This window comes from Exiguobacterium sp. UBA6309, from assembly GCF_002439205.1.
GTDB lineage: Bacteria > Bacillota > Bacilli > Exiguobacteriales > Exiguobacteriaceae > Exiguobacterium_A.
Genome location: NZ_DJTL01000011.1, coordinates 1 through 21182, shown reverse-complemented (window position 1 = coordinate 21182; position 21182 = coordinate 1). Strand labels below are relative to the sequence as shown.

The window sequence follows — 21182 nt, the reverse complement described above, 5'->3', positions numbered from 1 at the left end:
AACTTTATTTAAATAAATGCTATTGTGAATACATAGGAGGGAAATGGTAAATGAAGAAAGATGATGTTCCCGATTGGATTTTATCTCTAGAATTGGAAGAAGTGGAATTCGTGAAAAAATTCATCGTAAGCTCAGGTTCCTTGAAGGAACTAGCAAAACATTATGATGTGTCCTATCCGACCGTCCGAATTCGTGTCGATCGTATCATTCAGAAAATCGAAGTGAATGAGAAAATCGAGAATGAACCGTTCATCACATATATTAAACAAATGGCAATCGAGGATCGCATCACGATTGAGGATGCAAAAAAAATAATCGAAAAATATCGACTTGAGAGGGGTAACAACGAATGAACTTTATCATTTCTGCTTTATTCATCACCGTTGGATTAGGATTACAGCAACTATTAGCGAGTCGAAATAATCCTTATCTTGGCGTCATTATGCCGCTTCTATTGACAATCGTCATGACATGGCGATACCTCAATGGTTGGTACAATAGTTTTCTAGCTTATGCATTAATTTTAGGATTCGGTTGGATTGTACTTTCAGTTGAATGGTCGAATGGCCGGAAATCTTTTAAAAAGAACCAAGAAAAAGAACTAGAACGGATGCGCGTCCACGATACACTATGATGGAAAGCGTACATCTTTTCTAAAGGAAGACGATCTCAAAAGAGGTCGTTTTTTTAATGACCAGAAAAGAGAGGTACTGCAGTTCATTTCGTACATCAATATAAAGCAATGATTGGCAAAAGGAGCAAATGACTTTAAACTCCTCATCACAGAATCTGTGAATAGATAAGGGTCATAGATGATTACATCACGCTGAATTCATAAATCTCAATTCGAAAATAACTATAAAATTGAAGTGTGAGTAAGAATAGAAAAACAGACAGTGAAAGTATAGGAAAAGAACAAATAACATGATAATTTAAGAATATATTACATAATCTAAAAAAAGTGAGTGGAAAAAATGAAGCGTAAAACGCTGACGTTCTTAACAGCACTGAGTGTTACCTTAACCAGCTCCTTTATGTACGAGGCATTTGCAGAGGGAAAACAAAAGGCACTGACTCCACAACAAAAAAACCAATATTATCAGCAGTATGCGGTTATTCTTCGTACTATTAATTTGCATCAACCAGATACAGATTTAAAACTCGTCGACAAAAAATCCTTTAAGGCAAATGATTGGGTGACGCCGAACCGTTTTCGAAAGATAGCGAAAGATCGAGTCAAAGTAGAGTTCGCATCGACGTTCGATTTCTCAAAGAAAGAATCCACATCTAAATCAAAAACGATTCATGCGAAGGGGACATCATTTGCCATTTCGATCACTGGTACATTTGATACCACACTTCGTGAGGAGGCAGGAAGGCAAGTCTTTAAAACTGTTACGTCTATGACGTCAACCGCTTCATCGAGTAAGGGGACATGGAGACAGCTTGGCTATACCGCTACTTTGATGGATGGCGGAAGAACATACGATGTGACAGTCGGTGGAGAATTCATTCAACATGGTATTTCTTCCACACATAACATTCCTCTGGAGTTTTATTGTAGTGCAGAAGGTGTGATCAATTAGTTCAAAGTAGCAGGGGAAGAGACATTGATATGTATCCTATTAAGCAGTAAAAAAGAAGCTTACATGATGTGTAAGTGTCTTTTTTATTGCTTTTGTACGTGGAGAAGGAGATTCAATCGACTTGTGATTTCGACATTTTTTCACAAAAATCATACGTATGATATACTAATTTATTTAAAATTGTAAAAGAGGTGAATGACATGGATGATAAAACACAAAAAATCTTACTTATGTGGCTGAGTATTCCTAGATGGATGCGTACTTCCGTTCCGGTACTCCTATCATTACTTATTGTGCTCGATGCCATTTTTAAAGGAGTAGAGATGCTGATTCATCCTATTTCACTCTCGATCTCACTCTTGGATTTACTGATTTGTTTCATTCCTTCTCTTGTATTAACTGTAGTGATTATTAAAAATACGAAGTAATCGACAGAACACTCATATGTATAAAGGAGATGAGACGATGGATCCGCGTAAGAAAAAAGTATATTTTGTTGGGTACATTCTCTTTTTAATCGTGTTATTGATAGATTATTTGTTCGTCCCGAATACAGAATTTTATTCTGTCTTGTGGGTTCTGCTTGGTCTTTTCTTGATATTTAACATTTTTCTGTTCTTTTTTAAACGACGAATTGTAATATTAAGTGCAACACCTAGCTGAAAACACAGTGACATCATTTAAGGCAATCAACGTCACAGGATACGACTCATCTGATTTTTTGTCTAAAAAGGCTTTTATTTGTTCATAGGGTGTCGTCCCTTTTTTCTTTTGAACGAATTCGGTATGAATCATTGTGGCAACTACTTCTAATTGTTCAGGATGATTCGATAATGTATCAATGATGATCTTTTCATCCTCCTTTCTACAATTGTTATATCGATCCGTCCTGCAACAGTTATTTAAAACAATACATCTGTCCTCATCAGAATAAAGGAGTTTTAAAATGAACCTAGAACAATACTTGCAACAACATTTTGGGAAGGTGAACTTATTTGATCGTTCCTTTGTCAAGAAGGATTTAGTATTCCACGTAGATTTAGTGAAGGATCTTTATCAGCTAAAGGATAATTTAGATGAAATCAATGAAGAATACTTCAAACAGGTATACAAAAAATCAAACGAACTGTTTGAAGATGTATTCCGAGAAGAGGAGTCCCTTTATTTAATTGTGCATGTGAGAAGTGAGCGCGGTAAGTATCAAAAGTCAGCGACGAAAGTGTTTCGTCAGTTAAGACGTAGAGCAGATAAATACAACATAAAGTTTGTAAAGAAAGTGATGGATGAGGAAGAGCAAGTGATCGAATATGCCGTGTTATTACCGAACAAAAACGCATTAGATTACAAGCGTTTAATCAAAGCGATTTGCCATCAGGATTTCCCACCGCTGCAACCAAGATTTCGTCAAACATATACATACTATCCGGAAGTCTTTTTCGTGAACGTAGATCGAAAAATCGTCATGAATATCTATGATGATCGCGGTTGTTTCCTACTGTTCGGTGATTCAGCAACGTATGACGTGTTCAAGAAGAAATATCGTAATGATATCAGCTAATCGAATGTAATCGCTTCTAGAAATACTTAAGCTAGTGCCAAGAAGCCGATCACTGAAAAAATAAAAAGCACCAATAGAGAAGTGAGTAATGTTAACGCAATGATTTTCCCCATATTTCTTAGACTTATGATGGCGCACACTAGCGCAAGCAATAGTCCAGCTAACATATAGTTCGTACCCCAAAAACCATTGAACGGTAAGAGCTTAACAGTAAGGAAAGTAAAAACCACAATACCGATTGAGATCCATCCTAGGTGCTTTCGCATAAACTACCTCCTCGTAAAATGAATACGTATAGTCATAATTTGGTTCTTTTTTATCATATCATTACAAATGTTTACAGCGAAAGAGTTTTGTAATCGTCACTTAAAGATAACCTGAATGAAATACGTGTCAGAAAACTGCTCGTCACGGGACATACCAACAAGCAGAAAACAATTGAACAGTCATCGACCAACAAACAATCCCCCACTTTATGTAGAATGAGGGATTGTTTCGTTTCATCATTAGACCGTCAACTCAATCACATTACCTTCCGGGTCTGCGATCGTACTTTCATAATACCCGTCACCCATCGTCCGGGGACCGTCAAGGTGTTGTATACCGGCGTCCCGTAACCGAGCCGTCCAGTCGTCGACCGCTTGTTTGCTGCCAAGCGAGAAGGCGAGGTGGGCATACCCGAGCGCATTCATCGTCCGTTCAGTGATATCCGTCCGTTGCATCAACTCAAGACGCGCACCACTCGAGAACGTCAGGAAATACGACGTGAACCCTTTCGTCGGATTATGATACCGCTCGCCTGCCGTAGCATCAAAATGTGTTTCGTAGAATTGACGTATTCCTTCCAAGTCTGCCACCCAGAGGGCGATATGTTCAATCTTCATCTCCATTCCTCCTTTTTTCAAGACGCTTTTGCCAATCGCTGTCTGAATAACATCCGGTTCAAGCCTTCCGTAGCGACCAGCATCAAGAAAATCAGACTAATCGTGAACCAATGGAACAATGATAAGGAGTAGGAAGTCGCCAGCCATCCGAATAATGGCGGCATGAAGGTACTACCGGTATAAGCGAATGCCATTTGTACTCCCATCAGCCGTTGCGCCGCAGCTTCTCCGAACCGTACTGGCGTCTCATGGAGCATTGCCGGATAAATCGGTGCGAGACCAAGCCCGACAAGTACGAAACCAAGCGGCATCCAGGAAGCGGGTGCGAGGATGAAACAGGCGGCTCCGACGAATGCCGTCCATTGACCGACACGAATCAAACGACGATTCGACCAGCGTAGCGACAGAAAACCACTGATGAATCGCCCCGCGGTGATGCTTCCGTAATAGACGGAAATCCACGTCGCTGCTGATGTTACGGAAAAGGACCGGACTTGGACAAGATAACTACTGCCCCACAGCCCGACGACCGCCTCGACCCCGCAATAAAAGCAAAACGCTGCGAGAGCGGCGACCAATCCGCGTGGTTTTCCGGATGATGTGTTCACGGTCTGAACCTGTTCAGACACCTGTTTCGGAGCCCGTTTCCAGAGCGGTAAACTGACGATCAAGACAATCATCAAGACGAGTTGCAATGCGCCGACGACGAGGTAACCTAAACGCCAGCCGGAATCGAGCAATACACCAGCCATGATGAGCGGACCAGCCGTCGCACCAATGCCCCAGAAGCAATGGAGCCAGTTCATATGATGTGCTTGATAATGGGTGGCGACGAAATGATTCAACGCCGCGTCGACGACTCCAGCGCCCAGTCCAAGCGGGATCGCAAGGACGAAGAGCCAAATCAAGGACGGAGCAACGAAAAAACCGATCAATGCCAGTGCCGTCAAACCAGCAGAAGCTGCCGTGATCGGACCCGTTGAATAACGTTCGATCAAGCGACCGCTAAACAGACTCGAGACGATCGTTCCGGCAGAGATCGTCATGAAGAGCCAACCTGCCATGTCGAGCGGGGCGTCGAGATCGAGCCGCATCACAGGCCACGCCGTACCGAGTAACGCATCTGGAAGACCAAGACTGATAAAAGCGAGATAAATCAAAGGTAATAGTAGACGGGTCATCGGGCGAGACCTCCTAACGGAATTTGTTCAATGAATGACTGGATGCTGAGTTGCATCAAACCATCTAAATAATCGGTTTCCCAGTCGCCTTTTCGCAACTGAGGTAATTTGCTGAGCGGAAAGCGCTTGGCGCATCGATCCGTCAATCGAGCTAACCCGTCATCCGAGACATCTGACGCTGCGAACAAGATGACATCCGGATTTAAGGTGGCGCTAAACGAGAGGATGATTCGACTTAACGCCTCATACCAGTCGTCAGAGTGTGGTGTAGTCGTCGCGAGGGCTTGTCCGACATTTCGCTTGTCGTCAAACGGGATGAACGAGATCTCTCCAGCAAAGTGATGCGCTCCGTGGACGACATGACCTGAAACGGCGACACCGGCTCCCGGTCCGTTCGTTCCGAGATACATATAGACGGTCGTCTCGTTATCAGAAGCTTGCGCACGGACCGCAGCGTTCATATCATTTTCGACGATGACGGGTCGCCCGAACCGTTCAGTCAGTTCTTGTTGTAAGGGGCGACCGTCTAGCGTCGGATAATCCGGGGCGAATAGGATTGTGCCGGTCGTATCAACGGCACCGGCGACACCGATCGCAAGCGTCTGAATACGTGGATGATCGTTAAGTAATGCTGTCAGCGTGCTCAATAAAACAGATCCATGATCCGTCGAATCGAAGTTCAGGCGATCCGTTGCGATCAGATGTCCACCGACGTCGTGGATGCGATACTGCAGATACGTCCGTTCGAGATAAAGAGCGAGTCCGTGAAAGTGATTCACGCGATAGCGATACCGTTTTGCCGGACGACCACCGCGAACCAATTCAAGTGGTGTCTCTTCAATTTCCCGAGCAGTGATCATCTGATCAATCTGTTTGCTCGCAGTCGGAAAACTGACGTCTAGGACGTTCCGAATCACCGGAATCGTATCGAGATGGTCGATCAAAAAAGCGTGACGCGTACGAGAGAGGACTTCAGTCAAAGGATAAACCTCCAATTTGGATTACTTATTAAAATATTTTAATAAGTTTTGATTTAAGTATAGCAGGGCGGGAAATATAGACAACAAATAAGAGGAAAGAAATAAATCCACTGAAAATCATGTTTCATTCTTACTCTCTCTGGATAATAATAAAAGAAGTGAAAAAATTTTAGTCATATATCTTTAATTCATACTATTCCGATTTGTAATATATTGGATAGCCTGTAACGGGAGGTAGATGGCGAGAGGAGCTTGTAATCATGACCACCCAACTTTCAACCGACCTAGGATCCCAAGATATTTTAGCCTCCCTGCGAGATAATGTCGCAATGATTCGATTCGACCGACAACGTCGTGTCGTCGACGTCAATGGTTTATTCGCTAAGACGATGAAATATAAACGAGAAGAGATGATCGGGATGCAACACCATCTCTTTTGCACAACCGAATTTGCAATGAGTGACAGTTACCAGGCATTTTGGCAGAAGCTTTACAGTGGTTTCAGTACGGCAGATAAAATTGAACGAATCGATGCGCATGGTCAGTCGATTTGGCTAGAAGCTACCTATATGCCGATTTATGATGGAACGGAAGTGACAGGTGTCTTGAAGATCGCTTCTGATATTACTGATCGTCAGCAGACGATTCAAAAGTTTGCGACTTCGTTTGATACGATTGCTAATGATTTGAATACTCGGTCGACGCATGGCGAGCGAGAAAGCGAAGCGTTACGCCAAACAATTGAGCAAATGGCCGAGACGACCCGCGATAATCATCTGACGATTGAACGACTGCAGCGCCAAGCGCAAGACATCACCCAAGTGACCGAGACGATCAAAACGATCGCCTCACAGACGAATCTCTTGTCACTCAATGCATCGATCGAGGCAGCGCGAGCCGGTGAACACGGAAAAGGATTTAACGTCGTTGCGACGGAAGTCCGAAATCTCTCGAAACTCGTTGAACAAGCTGTCGTCGATGTCCGCCAGACGACGCAACGCATGAACGATGAACTGCAGCGGATTGCCCGTGCGATGATGCAAGCAACGAATGATGCACAAGCAAGCGTCACCGTCGTCGCAGAAACAGTCGATCGTTTCCATGACGTGCAGAGTGCGGCATCCACGTTGACGGAGACGGCGCGGGACTTTACACAAGTGATATAACGTTATAGATGATACACGGCATTCCGGTCGACTGGAATGCCGTTTTATTTTTGAAAGTCCACCCGTTCTTTGGAATAATATGTTAATATACTACAAAACGAAAAGGGAGCGATTTTCTAATGAACATTCGAACCGCCCGCCCTGACGATTTTCAGGCGTTGATTCCGCTATTCCAACAAATTCATGAGCAGCATGTAGCTTTACGCCCTGATCACTACCGTCCGCACGAGATGCCGGTTTCGGAAGACTTATTTTTGTCGCAACTCGACCGATCAGATTTCGAAATCCTCGTCGCGGAATACAAAGGACTTGCCGGTGTGATCGTCTTAAAGGAAGATATCATCGAAGGGAGCGGCTTCGTCTTTGATAAACATTACTTACGGGTCATCAGTCTCGTCGTTGCGGATACGCATCAGAAGCAGGGAGTAGGCAAGCGATTGATGCAAGCCGCTTACGCGCATGCGGAAACAATTGGTTGCGACCGGATCGAACTCGGCGTCGATGACGCCAATCAAGAAGCGATCGCCTTTTACGAGGCACTCGGAATGTCTGTCCGCTCAAGACGGATGGAATGGAACGTGACGTCTAGCAGGGAAACGACGTCGTGACGTCAAACAACAGTTACTAGAAAGGGGAGAGGTCATGTTCAGGTTACAAGTGTCCGATCACGTATCGCTTCAATTGTTCGAACGGCACCATGCGGAAGAATTATTCGCCCTTGTCGATGCCAATCGCGCACATCTTCGCGAATGGCTCGGTTGGGTTGATGGTACAACAGATGCCATTACATATCAGGAAGTAGTCATCCCAGCATGGTTGCAACAGTTTGCCGATGGTAACGGGTTTACGTGTGGCATCTATCTTCAGGAGGAGCTCGTCGGAACGATCGGTTTGCATGCAATCGATCGGCACCTCGGACAAACGTCGATCGGCTATTACTTAGGAGAAAAGGGACTCGGAAAAGGTGTCATGACGGACGTCGTCCGGTTCGTAACGCATTATTGTTTCGAGACGCTCGGCTTGAACCGCGTCGTCATCGAGTGTGCGACGGGAAACGTCCGGAGCAGACGAATCCCGGAACGACTCGGCTTCACGGAAGAAGGCGTCTTACGAGACGCCGAGAAATTATACGGGACGTATCACGACATCCAGGTCTATGCGATGTTACGACGGGACTGGACGAAAACGCAGGAGGTGGCAGCATGCGCATCGAGCCAATGAAACAAGCGACCTATGAGGTGTATCTACCCGTGGCAATCGAGGGGTATGCGGCAGAGAAGTGTCGCGCCGGTACGTGGTCAGAGAACGAGGCGCATGATAAGTCGACAGAAGAGTTCGCGAAGTTGTTGCCTGAAGGTCTGAAAACGAAGAATCATTATTTGTTTACGTTTCGTGACGAGACAGACAGCGACATCGGAATGGTCTGGGTTCACGTAAAAGAAGAATCACGCGGACGTTCCGCTTTCATCTTCGATGTCAAGATTACGTCCGATAAACAAAACCAAGGGTACGGCAAAGAAGCACTCCGATTACTGGAAGTGATGTTAAAACGAATGAACGTCAAAAAGATTTCGTTACACGTCTTCGCGCATAACGAACGGGCGATTCATGTGTATGACTCGCTCGGGTATGAGAAAACGGATTATTATATGTCGAAACGACTAGACGATTCCGAGTAAAAAGATGCCTCTTGCGCAAGCAGGAGACATCTTTTTCGTTTAACGCCATGTCTGAAGTGTATTCGCGAACTGGATGTTCGTCTCAAGTTCTCCTGTGATTTCACTTGCTGTGAAGTCATTGCCGGCGAGCCAGTCAGCAAAGTCGAACGTGACCGGTTCTTGATCACCACCGAGCGCGAACCATACCTTTAACTCTTCCGGGAAGTAGGCAGACGTATGGATCGTTCCTGCCCACTGCGCATATAAATCAGCGAAGACGCCTTTATCGGTATCATTCAGGAGTCGAAAAGCAGACTCTGCATCTTGAATCATATGTTGATGAGTCTTCAGCTCCATCATTCGACGTTTCGAGTCATCGAGATGATAGCGGTTCTCGTGTTGTAGCAAATCAAAATGGTTCGTACATAGATTCGATTCCCGCACTTGGACGTCTCGCGCCGTCGCCTCGATCACGAACGAACGCGCGGATTTATCGTGGACGACGTACGTGAACGATCCGCGATGTGGAATCTCTTTGACGAGTGAGATCGCATCGTCGACCGACGTACACATCTCGAGGATGATCCGTCCGATCATGAAGCTGACGAATCCATCTCCCGGCCGCCGACGATTGATGAAGTTATAACCCATCGCAAGACCATGTTCGTTCATCCCGTCCATTCGACCGGTCACCCGAGATGCCGGACCGATGATCGCTGAACCGCCATCGTTCGGTTGAAAGACGGAAAATCGTCCGTCATATGTCATCGGATGATAGTCATAGTTTCGAACGAGGAAATTATCACCGGTCATGATTGAACAACCGCTTTTCGGTCCTTCGACCCGGTAATGTCCGAAATGGAGTAATGTGTCTGGCAATGATAGTTTGAGTTCGTCTTGCAGTCCGAGCAACTCGTCCCAAATATGCGGGGCATACCGAAGAAACATCTCCTTTGTCTCGACCGGATCGACTTGAAAGCGGGGGACACGGATTTTCCAGTTGTCCTCGCGGTTATGGAGTAACTGATTTCGTTTAACGTAACGCCCTTGTTCGCGACCGAAGTCATAGTGACTGCCGCGGAATTGTGTGATTTCATTGGCTACACGTTGCATAGGACTCACCCTTTCTTCAACTGCTGTACGCTGATTATATCGAATGGATGACCGAAAGTCGTATAGAAGGACTTTATTGGAGCACATCAAAATATGGGAATATTGAAAAAACAGTCAACTTTTTCAATCCTGAACCGATAACAAAAGCGGGAGGGGATGGAATGAAACACATGTCAGTCAGACGGAAGATACAAGCTTTGATCGCAACAGCCGTCGTTGCGATGCTACTAATTGCGGGAGCAGGACTCTATTTCTTGAATCAGATGTCCAGCGCTTCCCGAGCGATGTATCAGGAGAACTTGATTCCGATCCAAGAAGTAGCACAGATTCGGATCGATACACGGGCTCTTGATTCCTTTTTAGTCGAGATGATCCTAACGAAGAATGAGGAACGCATCACAGAACTTCAAGCTGATATCGATACACGTCAGGCTCAGATTCGGTCGTCGGTCACGAAGATTGAAAAAACGGGGCAATTCGATGCGCGAGAAAAGAAACAACTCGAGGAGTTGAAGGATAATGTCCTCGCTTACGACAACTCGATGACGCTCGTTCAAGATGCGGCGACGCGCAACGAGACAGAGGAAGCCTACACGGCGTATTCCGATGGTCTGGAACAAGTTCGTGATAACGTCGCAAACTCAGCAAAGTCATTGATGGCTTCGATGACGAAACAAGCGAAGACGCTTGACGCCCAGAAACAAGCGGAAAAAGAGACCGCCTTTTACATAATGCTCGGTATCTTTTTACTCACGGTCCTCTTGTTTGCAGGACTTGCCTTATACATCACACGTCTCATCACGCGTCCAATTCGTCAACTGCAAGGCTGGATGGATCAATCAGGTAAGGGTGACTTGACCGTCCGAGGTCATTACGATTCGAAAGACGAACTCGGTCAATTGACGACATCGTTCAATGAAATGATCGCCTCACAACAACAAGTCGTCCTTGAACTGACGGGAACGGCAGACCGCGTCGCTGTTGCGTCGGATGAACTGAGCGTCAATGCGGAATCAACGACGAAAGCAACAGAGATGGTCGCTGTGACGATGGAAGAGATGGCAAGCGGCGCAAGTCAACAGCTGCATCAAGTGTCCGATGCTTCACGGACGATCGAAGAATTGACGACGTCCGTCCGTTACGTCGCCGGTAATGCGCAACAGATGACGCAACGGACGACAGAGGCGATGGAAAAAGTTGCCCACGGTGGAAAGGTCGTCGGTACACTTGGGACACAGATGGGACGCATTCAAGAAGACGTCTCGCAACTCAGCCAAGTCATCGATGGTCTAGGCAACCGATCACAGGAAATTGGTCAAATCACGGATTCGATCAAAGGTGTCGCGGCGCAGACGAATCTCCTCGCGTTAAACGCCGCAATCGAGGCGGCACGAGCCGGCGAACAAGGACGCGGATTTGCCGTCGTCGCAGCGGAAGTCAAAACGCTTGCTGAACAATCGGCGGTCTCGGCAAAACAAATCGAGTCGTTGATTCGGATCATTCAGCAAGAGACGGAGGCGTCGGTCGCCTCGATGGAGAAAGTCTCAACCGAGATGACGAGCGGGATTGCCGTCGTCGATCAGGCGGGGACATCCTTCTCGGAAATCGAGACAGCGATCACCGACGTGACAGGGCAGGTCGAAGAAGTGTCCGGTGCCGTGCAGGAAATGGCAGCAGCGAGTGAGCAGATTGCTTCTGTCATGCGGACGATTCAAGCGGTGACGGAAGGAACCGCTGCTGGGACACAAAACATCTCCGCTTCGACCGAGGAGCAGATGGCGTCTATGGAAGAAATTTCGTCTGCATCGCAATCGCTCGCGACGATGGCGGATGATTTAAAACAAGTCACAGGCAGATTCAGCGTGTAAGATATTGCACTACGACCATGAGGGGTAACCGTCATGGTCGTTTTTTTATTTGTGGTAATGACTGGAAAACGGGCAGGAGAGTAAATTTGTTTCGTCGTATGTACATCACTAAGGATGACGAAAGGTAACAGATGGACGGATGTTATGAAAGTGATTGAAGAAACTGTTTGACAGCGCGGCGGGACCGCAAATGAACGATTTGTTTATCGGACGTCGCTTTAACCGTTGAAAGGATACTCGGTCGCTTATCGATCGGAAACCGCCAAATCCATTTCAGAAAATCAAGCGACAGTTTCTCGGGACAGCCTGCCGCCATATCCGGTCGGCCGGTCTTACGATAGCGCAAGGTCCGTTTCAGCGCACGGTACAGACAAAGCGTCCGCGGCAGATCAAGGAAGATGACCGTATCAGCGGCATCGATTCGTAAGTCAAGCGTTCCACCGTAATTACCGTCGATGATCCATGTATCACGCGATATGAGTGTTTGTTGAATCTGGCGTTGTTCCTCACGCGAAACCGCCTCCCAGTTCGGACGCCACAATAAGCTGTCGAGGTGATCAACGGGATAACTTAGTTTTTTGCCCATCTCGCGGGCAAGCGTCGATTTACCGGACCCACCAGAACCAATCAGGATGATTTTTCGCATCATAGACCTTCTATTTTTTGTCATAGGAATTGATCATATCACGGTTTTCTAGTCGAGGATAGAACGAAAGGAGTGAATGAGATGGTACCAAATTTCATAATCGAAGGGATGACGATCGTTTTTACACTACTCGTAATCAGCTGCGGCGTGATATTCCTGCCGCAGCGGTGGAAGCGATATGGCTTAATTTTACTTGGTTTGGTGGCAATCGGGTGCAGTTCCTTTTGGTACATCCGACCGACGCTCGTCAATCAACAGATTGCTGAGAATGAGAAATTGCTTAAGGTGGAACTAGCACGTCGATTCCCTGATGAAGTCTACAATATAAAAACACAAAAATTTTCGTATGAGTCTTCGGCGAATCCGGCTTCAATCGAAGTCGAATTTGCAAATGAACCTAACGTAACTTATTTTCTAGATATGGAAGGGAACCGGATTAGGTTGTCAAGTTTTATCTTTAAAAACGGAGGATTTCCACAGGATTTACAGTATGAATTCAAATAAAGACCGGATGCTCAAAACATCTGGTCTTTTGATTAAGTGGATTTCAATTTTTTCGTTGCGGACATCGTTTTGACGGCAGAGAAGGTAATCAGACCGAATCTGACCCAAAATATGTTCTAGGTCGCAAGGACGAGAAGGTTGACGTCTTCCATGTTATTTCGACTCCTTTTCGTAAGTGGACACAATCTTTCATACTTATATTTTAATGACGATACAAACTGCAGACACCACGTCGAAACGCTCTAGATGTGCTTTCTAGCAACGGTTTGACAACATTCTGACACACTTGAGGGGGAATGACGGATGCCAATTAAACGAACGGATCATATCAGTCTGAACGTCGTGAACCTAGAAGAAGCGATTCACTTTTTTTCGCTTTGCGGGCTCGAAGTACGTGGACGATGGGAAATGGAAGGGAAGTTGCTCGAACGTTTGTTGAATCTAGACGGGGCAAAGACGGAATGTGTTGCTCTTGGGTTACCGGGTGAAGCAATCTGGCTCGAACTGGTTCGGTTCAAACGACCAGTTGAGACGTCCACTGTCGTCCAGACCGTTTATTCCAGTGGATTGCGTCATCTCTGTTTTGAAGTGACAGGACTCGATACACTCCTCAAACGGTTAGCGAATCATGGATATCAACCGATTGGGGACGTCGCGAATTACGAAAATGAGTATAGCCTATGTTACATAAGAGGACCAGAAGGTGTGATCATAGAGCTAGCAGAAAAAATCGGACCTGTCTAAGACTGGTCCGATGAATATTTTTAAGAGCAACAGGAAGTCGATGATTGTGGCAGAGAAACGTTGCACACACCCGTCTCTGGTAATGATAAATTGACCTGCTTGGCACGTGCCTCATCTCCGACAAGAAAAGCAACGATTGATCGAACTTGTTCATAACCGGTAGCAAGCAGGAAGGTCGGAGCACGACCGTAACTCTTCGCACCGACCAGATAAAGTCCGTGATCAGGATGACGTAACTCCGCTTCCCCATGTGGACGGACAGTTCCGCAACTATGAAAGTTCGGATCAATCAGAGGAGCAAGTACTCGACTACTCTCGGTGACAGGATCGATATCAAGCCGTACTTCCTCGAGGAACGAAAAGTCGGGTCGACTTCCTGCGTTGACGATCAGCTGATCGATATGATGGAGGGATCGACCATCTTGAGCAGTGATGTCAAACGACTTTCCTTTCGATTCAATGGATTGGGTCTTGAAGTTGGAGTGAATCCTAATCTGATCTCCTTCAACGAGCTGACGGATACGTGAACCGAGTGCCCTGCGACCTTCCAGTGCATCCTTATCTTCGCCGCCGTAAGCTTGAACGGGGTCCGATTTGCGAAGGATCCAATGAATCTCCGTTTCAGGGTGGTGCGCTTTAATGGAAACGAGTTCAAGGAGCGAGTTCAAAGCCGAGTGCCCGCTACCGATGACAGCGACGGATTGATTCGCGAAAACAACAGTATCACGTTTCCCATCTACGATCGAATACCGGACAGGTAAGTTCTGCTCGATTTCGACTCGATGACCAGAACTGATTGCAGGGTTTGGTCGCCGGAGGACGCCAGATGCATCGATGACCGCGCGAGCGAGAATATGTTTACGTCCATTCGGCGTGTCCATGACTAATTCAAACGGCGTCACTTCGCGTGAGGCATTCGTCATCTTGTCTAGACCTGCCCGTGAGATCGAGAGAATCTCATGTTGGAAATGTAGGAAAGGAGCAATTTCCGGTAAAGCAGCAAGTGGGGCAAGATATTGATTGATAAATTCAGTACCGGTCGGCACAGCATCGTCCGTTGGGGCGCTCCAGTCCGTCAACTCGAGCAAATGACGTGCTGCATCACTGATATTGTATTGCCATGTTGAAAACATCCGAACGTGTTCCCATTGTTTGACCTGATGCGCAATCGAAGGACCTCTCTCAAATAATAAAAACGATTGACCTTCCACTACAAGTTGAGCTGCAGCTGCAAGACCGATCGGTCCGGCACCGATGATGACGATTGGGTGGGAAGAACCGTATGGCATGAATAAAACCTCCTTTTTGTTTGTAAATTGCAAGTATTAGAGACATGGTTTACAACAGACGTCACTCTCGCCCATCTTCGTATTAAGCAAGTCGATTGCCTGGAGGACATGTGCTTTTTCGAAGGAAGTCATTGATGAGAAGATGGCATCCAGATACGTGTTCATCTCTTCGTCGATGGCTTGAGCAACACGCAATCCTTTTTCGGACAGGCGAAGTAGGTGAATTCGCCGATCGTTGATCGCGGGACGCTTTACTAGTAGGTCTCGTTTAATCAATGTTTGTACTTGTCGGCTGAATGTAGTGATATCAAGAGCGAGTTGGTCAGCAATTTCTTGCATCGAGGAATCTGGGTGTTTCGCGACTTGATATAATAAATGGCTTTGGACAAGTGAAATATCTTCATCCAGAAAGGCGCAGCAATTCTTGTTAAGCAAACCAAAGCGGCGGGTGAACGTTTGAAACAACTCACGTGTCTCAGTCATGTAAAGTCTCCTTTCAAAATATCGTTGATGAGTCAGTTATACGATAAATATTTGCATTTTGCAAGTAAATAGATGATGATTTAATTAATCAGACGAAAAGGAGGATTTTGGATGTACGTTCGATGGATGAAAGAAGAGGATCGTCTTCAAGTGATTGAGATTTATCGTCAAGGGATTGAAGATCGAAATGCGACATTCGAGATGACGATTGATTCGGATGCATTTTGGAATGCGATCACCCAATGTGAACGATTCGTATTGATAAAGGAAGACTCTATTGTCGGTTGGGGAAAGTTGAGTCGGATATCTGAACGAACTGTTTACAGTGGGATTCGAGAAGTCAGTATCTATGTAGAACGCTCCGTCCGTGGTAAAGGCGGTGGTCGACTTTTGTTAGAGACGATGGTTCATTTTGCGGACACTCAAGGCATCTGGACGCTTCAGTCTCAACTGTTTCCTGAAAACGAGGCAAGCAGACGCTTGCATGAGCGACTCGGATTCGAACTTGTCGGTCGACGGCGTGCGATTGCAAGACATCATGGAGTATGGCGCGATGTGTTGTTGTTGGAACGACGAAACGATTTACGGTGAAAGGACATTGCATAACTATCATGTTATATAATAATATGGTTATGTCATCGAACGAAATCGAGAAAGAGGGGAAACCGATATGTCATCCATCACCGCCGATCATTCGACCATAGAAGTCAGTCAGTTTCTGAAGTTGCTCTCAGATCCGACCCGACTTGAAATCATCCGACGTCTTGCGGTGCGAGAGCATTGTGTCTGTGACTTCGTTGATTTGTTTGGCATCTCACAACCGGCAGTCAGTCGTCATCTCAAACTACTTCGGTCAGCTGGTGTCATCTTGGAAAGACGGGAGCGCCAATGGAACTACTTTCGACTAAATTCAGAGCATGGGCAGCATGACCTGTTGCGACGAATCCTCGAACAAGTGGGCGTAGCAGACGTTCCTAATACAATAACGTGTTAATCGCAGTCCTCATACGACTGCTATCAAATGAAGAAATGAAGTGAATTAATTGACAGCATCACAATGGCTTGCGATCGGAATATTTCTGATCACCTTATTTTTGATCATCAAACAACCGAAAGGGCTAGGTATCGGATACTCAGCGATCGGAATGGCGATTGTCGCACTTTTTACGGGCGTCGTCGAACTGGGAGACGTCGCGACCGTCTGGGGGATCATCTGGAACGCGACGTTCACCTTCATCGCCTTGATCGTCATCTCATTGATCTTAGATGAGATCGGCTTCTTTGAATGGGCCGCATTACATATGGCCCGGATCGCCCGCGGTGGCGGTCTGAAACTCTTCATCTACATGACGTTACTCGGTGCCCTTGTCTCGGCCTTGTTCGCGAATGATGGGGCTGCCTTGATTCTGACACCGATCGTCCTCGCGATGGTCCGTCATTTGAAGTTACCGGATGCGGTCGTCCTGGCATATGTCTTCGCCTCCGGCTTTATCGCCGACACGGCAAGTCTTCCGTTCGTCATCTCGAACCTCGTCAACATCGTCTCGGCGGACTTCTTTCACATCGGTTTTACAGAGTATGCGGCACGGATGGTCTTCGTCAACGTCTTTTCGGTCGCTGGTAGTCTGCTTGTCTTGTACTTCTATTTCAAGAAGCAGATCCCGAAAGTCTATGCCGTCGAGGATTTGGCGAATCCGACGTCTGCGATTCGCGATATGCGGATGTTCCGTGCTTCATGGATCGTCCTTGGCTTGTTGCTCGTCGGATACTTTACGAGTGATGCGATTGGCATTCCGGTCAGTCTCGTTGCTGGCATCATCGCTGTCTTTTTCTTATTCCTGGCGCAAAAATCACCGAGTGTTCCGACGAAAAAGGTCCTTGCCGGTGCACCGTGGGCGATCGTTTTCTTCTCCCTTGGTATGTATATCGTCGTCTACGGTCTACGTAATGCCGGACTGACGCAAGTCCTCGCAGAGTTAATCGAGTGGATGGCGACGAACCTCGCATCGGCGACGTTCGGGATGGGATTCCTTGCCGCTCTGTTGTCCTCAGTCATGAACAATATGCCGACTGTCATGATCAATGCTTTGTCAATCGAGCATACAGCAACCACGGGAGCGATTCGTGACGCCTTAATCTACGCGAATGTCATTGGTAGCGATCTCGGTCCAAAAATCACGCCGATCGGCAGTCTCGCGACATTATTGTGGCTCCATGTCTTGCGCTCGAAAGGAGTCCGGATTGGGTGGGGACAATATTTCAAAATCGGTACCGTCTTGACGATTCCGACGCTCGCCATCGCGTTGCTCGGGCTCTATATCAGCTTACTGCTCTATTAAAAGGAGGACGTTTCTATGACAAAACTACTTATCATCGGTTCGGTCGCTGCCGGCACATCGGTCGGGGCGAAGGCACGCCGCAATAGTGAAGACTTAGAGATCACGATCTACGACCGGGACGAGGACATCTCCTATTCCGGTTGTGGCATTCCCTATTTCGTCGGTGGTGAGATCGCTGAGCTCGATGAATTGACGCCACGCGATGCGGCGTTCTTCAAGAAACGTTACAACATCGACGTCAAGACGCGTCATAACGTCGAAGCGATCGATCATGAGACGAAGACAGCAACGATCCGTCATCTGGATACGGATGAGACATTCACGGATACGTACGATACGCTCGTTTTCGCGACTGGTGCCTCTAGCATCATTCCGCCGCTACCGGGCGTCGATCTCGAAAACGTCTTCCCGGTCCGTAACATCCGCAATGCGGAAGCGATTCGTCGTTACGTCGACGTGCATGCGCCAAAACGTGCTGTCATCGTCGGGGGCGGATTCATTGGACTCGAGATGGCGGAGCAGTTGACGTATCGCGGAATCGAAGTGACGCTCGTCGAACGATTGGCGCAAGTCATGCCACCGCTAGACGTTGATATGGCAAAACGCGTTAGTGACCATCTCGAAGCGAACGGCGTCATCTTGCGACTCGGTGAGTCCGTCGCTTCGTTCGAAGGGGAGAAAACGGCTCGTGCGGTCGTTCTTGCGAGTGGCGAGACGATCGAGACGGATCTCGTCATCCTGTCAGTCGGTGTCAAACCAAACACGCAACTCGCACAAGAGATCGGCGTGACGATTGGACAGACCGGTGCGATCGCCGTCAATCGACAGATGCAAACGAACATCGAGGACGTTTATGCGGTCGGTGATGTCGCCGAGAGCTTTTCGGTCATCACCGGTCAACCCCTTTACCGCCCGCTTGGTTCGACGGCGAACAAGATGGGACGAATCGCTGGGATGGTCATCACTGGTGAAGCGATTGAACACCGGGGAATCCTTGGAACGGGAATTTTTAAAGCATTCGATTTGACGGTCGCACAGACCGGATTGACTGAAAAAGAAGCCCGCGACGCCGGGTATGATATCGAAGTGTTACACAACATCAAGCCGGATCGTCCGGAATATCTCGGCGGGAAAGAAATGGTCATCAAGGCGATCGCAGATCGGAACGATGGTCGTGTCCTCGGTGCCCAAATCGTTGGTCCGCAAGGGGTCGATAAACGGATTGATGTCCTTGCGACCGCAATCAGCTTCAAAGCAAAAGCGGAAGACTTATTCCATCTTGATCTGGCCTATGCGCCGCCATTCTCGACGACGAAGGACCCCATTCTTTACACCGGGATGGCCCTCGATAACGCGATCAAACGAACGGCCCGTCTGAAAACACCGAATGCTTTGATGGAAGAGGTCGCTGCGGGCAATGTCTTCCGAATCATCGATACGCGGTCACGCGCTCAGTTCGAGAAGAGTCATGTCGACGGGGCAATCCATATTCCGCTCGGTGAGTTACGTGAGCGGGCGCAGGAACTTGATCCGACGGTACCGACGATCGTTTACTGCAATAAAGGTGTCACAGGAAACGCGGCACAGAACGTCTTGAAGAATCTCGGGTTCAGGGACGTCTGTAACTTATCCGGTGGCAATCAAAACTATCAACACATCAAGTCTTGTCTCTGACGAGGAAAGTCTTCGCGAAGGCGGAGGCTTTTTTGTTTACTTAAGATCGGAATCAGGAAAGGATTAAGGAAGAGGAACATGTCAATTCAATAGGGGAGGATGAATGGATGGTACGCGCTTTATTTTTGAACTGTACTTTAAAAGCATCACAAGAACCATCGAATACGGAAGCGTTGATTCGTGACGTGATCGCGTACTGGGAGCATGAGGACGTCGATTCAGAAATCGTTCGAGTCGTCGATCATCAAGTCGCATTCGGTGTGACGGAAGATGAAGGAAACAGCGACGAGTGGCCGGCACTCTTCGACAAAGTCAAACAAGCAGATATCGTCGTCATCGGGACACCGCTGTGGCTCGGTGAAAAAAGTAGTGTCGCGACACAAGTCATCGAACGGTTATACGGGGGAAGTGGCTTGACGAACGACGTTGGACAAGCCATCTATTATAACAAGGTCGGTGGTGTCATCGTCACCGGCAACGAGGATGGGGCGAAACACGCGTCCGCGTCGATTTTATACGGTCTGTCGCACATCGGATTCACGATTCCCCCCAATGTCGATGCGTACTGGGTCGGTGAAGCGGGACCTGGACCGTCTTACATCGAAGCCGGACGTGACAATGACTTCACGAAACGGCATGCCCAGTTTTTAGCTGCGAATCTTTTGCATCTTGCTCGGCTATTGAAAGCGCACCCGATTCCAGCAGAAGGGAATGTGATGGAATGAAGAGAGGATATGTTACAGGATACGGTGTTGCGACCTTATTTGCGATGAGTCTAATGGTAGCAGGATGTGGGAACGACGAAACGGCGACGGACAAGGTCGAGGACGGATCCACAAATTCGAATACGACCGACAATACGATGAAAGATAAGGATGCGGTCACGAAAAATGCAGATACGGATTATGGATTCACCAGTTTATCGATTGAAGCGGACGTCAACGGGGATATGGACGCAATCGACATCAGCTATGACCGAGAGAATGACGGCACGGAAGCCGAATACCAGTATAAAGATGAAAACAAACGCGGGGACGCGGCGATGACGGAACTCGACGCGAAGTTCAAGAACTTAAAAGTAGATGCGGATACATCTGAGAAAGATGTCATCGCGGAAGTGGAGCGTGTATTTGCGATTCAAGATGCGTCCCGCCTCGAGGTGGAGATCGACTTCTCGGACGGAACAGAAAAAGAATATAAAAAATAAACGATGGGGCTGACTCACATGTCGTCCTCTACAAAGATAAGGGTGGCAGATCATCATTCTGCCACCCTTATCTTTTAACAAAAAGAATGACGCGTCACACGCCACTCCTACAGGAAAAAGCGCATTATGCGCTGTCAGAGACGAACAAGACCCGCTTTCCTGCTTGAATGAAGCAGAAAAACTGGCTTGTGTCTCGCCTGAGGAAAGGGCGTGAAAAGACGCGTCATTCTTTTTTTGAGTCAGCCCCCATTAAATCGTTTGAAATAAACTATTTGTCGCAAGGGCAGCCGCACTGAGTGCTC

Annotated in this window: 25 protein-coding genes; 18 read left to right on the top strand and 7 right to left on the bottom strand. The window is 47.3% G+C overall.

Annotated elements, in window-relative coordinates:
* Nucleotides 1-50 precede the first annotated feature (50 nt).
* The 5 genes from B3M90_RS03115 to B3M90_RS03095 all read left to right on the top strand — a co-directional run bounded on the left by B3M90_RS03115 (nucleotide 51) and on the right by B3M90_RS03095 (nucleotide 3144).
* Nucleotides 51-353, top strand: coding sequence for a DUF2089 family protein (locus tag B3M90_RS03115; RefSeq protein ID WP_290782547.1), 303 nt, complete (start codon nucleotides 51-53; stop codon nucleotides 351-353).
* Complete coding sequence (locus B3M90_RS03110; RefSeq protein ID WP_290782545.1) at nucleotides 350-634, top strand: hypothetical protein; 285 nt, start codon at nucleotides 350-352, stop codon at nucleotides 632-634. The genes B3M90_RS03115 and B3M90_RS03110 overlap by 4 nt, the downstream gene beginning before the upstream one ends.
* A 340-nt stretch (nucleotides 635-974) precedes the next feature.
* Nucleotides 975-1586: a hypothetical protein gene (locus tag B3M90_RS03105; protein WP_214853587.1), complete on the top strand. Its 612-nt coding sequence runs from the start codon at nucleotides 975-977 to the stop codon at nucleotides 1584-1586.
* 200 nt (nucleotides 1587-1786) lie between these two features.
* The gene (locus B3M90_RS03100) at nucleotides 1787-2014 is read left to right on the top strand and encodes a hypothetical protein (protein WP_290782542.1); all 228 of its coding nucleotides are present in this window, start codon (nucleotides 1787-1789) and stop codon (nucleotides 2012-2014) included.
* Between the two features lie 518 nt (nucleotides 2015-2532).
* Nucleotides 2533-3144, top strand: a complete 612-nt coding sequence (locus tag B3M90_RS03095) for a DUF3885 domain-containing protein (RefSeq protein ID WP_290782541.1) — start codon at nucleotides 2533-2535, stop codon at nucleotides 3142-3144.
* 506 nt (nucleotides 3145-3650) lie between these two features.
* Here the strand turns inward: B3M90_RS03095 and B3M90_RS03090 are convergent.
* Genes B3M90_RS03090 through B3M90_RS03080 form a run of 3 tightly spaced genes read right to left on the bottom strand, consistent with a single transcriptional unit; the run spans nucleotide 3651 to nucleotide 6189 of the window.
* Nucleotides 3651-4028 (bottom strand): VOC family protein, encoded by a 378-nt coding sequence (locus B3M90_RS03090; RefSeq protein WP_290782539.1) that lies wholly within the window; start codon nucleotides 4026-4028, stop codon nucleotides 3651-3653.
* Nucleotides 4029-4045: 17 nt separating this feature from the next.
* Nucleotides 4046-5209: an MFS transporter gene (locus B3M90_RS03085; protein ID WP_290782537.1), complete on the bottom strand. Its 1164-nt coding sequence runs from the start codon at nucleotides 5207-5209 to the stop codon at nucleotides 4046-4048.
* Nucleotides 5206-6189 carry an ROK family protein gene (locus B3M90_RS03080; protein ID WP_290782535.1) on the bottom strand — a complete coding sequence of 328 codons (984 nt, stop codon included), beginning with the start codon at nucleotides 6187-6189 and terminating at the stop codon, nucleotides 5206-5208. Before B3M90_RS03080 ends, B3M90_RS03085 begins: the two co-directional genes overlap by 4 nt.
* A 260-nt stretch (nucleotides 6190-6449) precedes the next feature.
* Between B3M90_RS03080 and B3M90_RS03075 the strand changes: the two genes are divergently transcribed.
* The 4 genes from B3M90_RS03075 to B3M90_RS03060 all read left to right on the top strand — a co-directional run bounded on the left by B3M90_RS03075 (nucleotide 6450) and on the right by B3M90_RS03060 (nucleotide 9034).
* The gene (locus B3M90_RS03075) at nucleotides 6450-7355 is read left to right on the top strand and encodes a methyl-accepting chemotaxis protein (protein ID WP_290782533.1); all 906 of its coding nucleotides are present in this window, start codon (nucleotides 6450-6452) and stop codon (nucleotides 7353-7355) included.
* A gap of 119 nt (nucleotides 7356-7474) precedes the next feature.
* Nucleotides 7475-7963: a GNAT family N-acetyltransferase gene (locus B3M90_RS03070; RefSeq protein ID WP_214853615.1), complete on the top strand. Its 489-nt coding sequence runs from the start codon at nucleotides 7475-7477 to the stop codon at nucleotides 7961-7963.
* 34 nt (nucleotides 7964-7997) lie between these two features.
* The gene (locus tag B3M90_RS03065) at nucleotides 7998-8576 is read left to right on the top strand and encodes a GNAT family N-acetyltransferase (protein WP_290782531.1); all 579 of its coding nucleotides are present in this window, start codon (nucleotides 7998-8000) and stop codon (nucleotides 8574-8576) included.
* A complete protein-coding gene (locus B3M90_RS03060; protein WP_290754659.1) occupies nucleotides 8558-9034 on the top strand; it encodes a GNAT family N-acetyltransferase in 477 nt (158 codons plus the stop codon). The genes B3M90_RS03065 and B3M90_RS03060 overlap by 19 nt, the downstream gene beginning before the upstream one ends.
* A gap of 39 nt (nucleotides 9035-9073) precedes the next feature.
* Here the strand turns inward: B3M90_RS03060 and B3M90_RS03055 are convergent, their stop codons facing one another.
* Nucleotides 9074-10126, bottom strand: a complete 1053-nt coding sequence (locus tag B3M90_RS03055) for a C45 family autoproteolytic acyltransferase/hydolase (RefSeq protein ID WP_214853620.1) — start codon at nucleotides 10124-10126, stop codon at nucleotides 9074-9076.
* Nucleotides 10127-10287: 161 nt separating this feature from the next.
* On the opposite strand from B3M90_RS03055, the gene B3M90_RS03050 reads away from it, so the two are divergent.
* The gene (locus B3M90_RS03050) at nucleotides 10288-11994 is read left to right on the top strand and encodes a methyl-accepting chemotaxis protein (protein ID WP_290782529.1); all 1707 of its coding nucleotides are present in this window, start codon (nucleotides 10288-10290) and stop codon (nucleotides 11992-11994) included.
* A gap of 142 nt (nucleotides 11995-12136) precedes the next feature.
* On the opposite strand, the gene B3M90_RS03045 is transcribed toward B3M90_RS03050, so the two are convergent.
* Nucleotides 12137-12640 carry a DNA topology modulation protein gene (locus B3M90_RS03045; protein WP_290782527.1) on the bottom strand — a complete coding sequence of 168 codons (504 nt, stop codon included), beginning with the start codon at nucleotides 12638-12640 and terminating at the stop codon, nucleotides 12137-12139.
* A gap of 81 nt (nucleotides 12641-12721) precedes the next feature.
* On the opposite strand from B3M90_RS03045, the gene B3M90_RS03040 reads away from it, so the two are divergent.
* A complete protein-coding gene (locus B3M90_RS03040) occupies nucleotides 12722-13144 on the top strand; it encodes a hypothetical protein (protein WP_290782525.1) in 423 nt (140 codons plus the stop codon).
* Nucleotides 13145-13447: 303 nt separating this feature from the next.
* On the top strand, nucleotides 13448-13888 hold the full coding sequence (locus tag B3M90_RS03035) for a VOC family protein (protein ID WP_214853631.1): 441 nt from the start codon (nucleotides 13448-13450) through the stop codon (nucleotides 13886-13888).
* Nucleotides 13889-13908: 20 nt separating this feature from the next.
* Here the strand turns inward: B3M90_RS03035 and B3M90_RS03030 are convergent, their stop codons facing one another.
* A complete protein-coding gene (locus tag B3M90_RS03030) occupies nucleotides 13909-15177 on the bottom strand; it encodes an NAD(P)-binding domain-containing protein (protein ID WP_290782523.1) in 1269 nt (422 codons plus the stop codon).
* Nucleotides 15178-15213: 36 nt separating this feature from the next.
* The gene (locus tag B3M90_RS03025; protein WP_214853637.1) at nucleotides 15214-15660 is read right to left on the bottom strand and encodes a MarR family winged helix-turn-helix transcriptional regulator; all 447 of its coding nucleotides are present in this window, start codon (nucleotides 15658-15660) and stop codon (nucleotides 15214-15216) included.
* A gap of 111 nt (nucleotides 15661-15771) precedes the next feature.
* Here B3M90_RS03025 and B3M90_RS03020 point away from each other — a divergent pair, with 111 nt between their 5' ends.
* From B3M90_RS03020 to B3M90_RS02995, 6 genes are all read left to right on the top strand, one after another.
* Nucleotides 15772-16251, top strand: coding sequence for a GNAT family N-acetyltransferase (locus B3M90_RS03020; RefSeq protein WP_214853640.1), 480 nt, complete (start codon nucleotides 15772-15774; stop codon nucleotides 16249-16251).
* Nucleotides 16252-16330: 79 nt separating this feature from the next.
* Complete coding sequence (locus tag B3M90_RS03015; RefSeq protein WP_214853643.1) at nucleotides 16331-16654, top strand: ArsR/SmtB family transcription factor; 324 nt, start codon at nucleotides 16331-16333, stop codon at nucleotides 16652-16654.
* 49 nt (nucleotides 16655-16703) lie between these two features.
* Nucleotides 16704-17999 (top strand): arsenic transporter, encoded by a 1296-nt coding sequence (locus B3M90_RS03010; RefSeq protein ID WP_290782521.1) that lies wholly within the window; start codon nucleotides 16704-16706, stop codon nucleotides 17997-17999.
* 15 nt (nucleotides 18000-18014) lie between these two features.
* Nucleotides 18015-19673, top strand: a complete 1659-nt coding sequence (locus B3M90_RS03005; protein ID WP_290782519.1) for an FAD-dependent oxidoreductase — start codon at nucleotides 18015-18017, stop codon at nucleotides 19671-19673.
* 107 nt (nucleotides 19674-19780) lie between these two features.
* Nucleotides 19781-20398, top strand: a complete 618-nt coding sequence (locus tag B3M90_RS03000) for a flavodoxin family protein (protein ID WP_290782517.1) — start codon at nucleotides 19781-19783, stop codon at nucleotides 20396-20398.
* Nucleotides 20395-20880, top strand: a complete 486-nt coding sequence (locus B3M90_RS02995; RefSeq protein WP_251137838.1) for a YusW family protein — start codon at nucleotides 20395-20397, stop codon at nucleotides 20878-20880. The genes B3M90_RS03000 and B3M90_RS02995 overlap by 4 nt, the downstream gene beginning before the upstream one ends.
* Nucleotides 20881-21182: the final 302 nt, after the last annotated feature.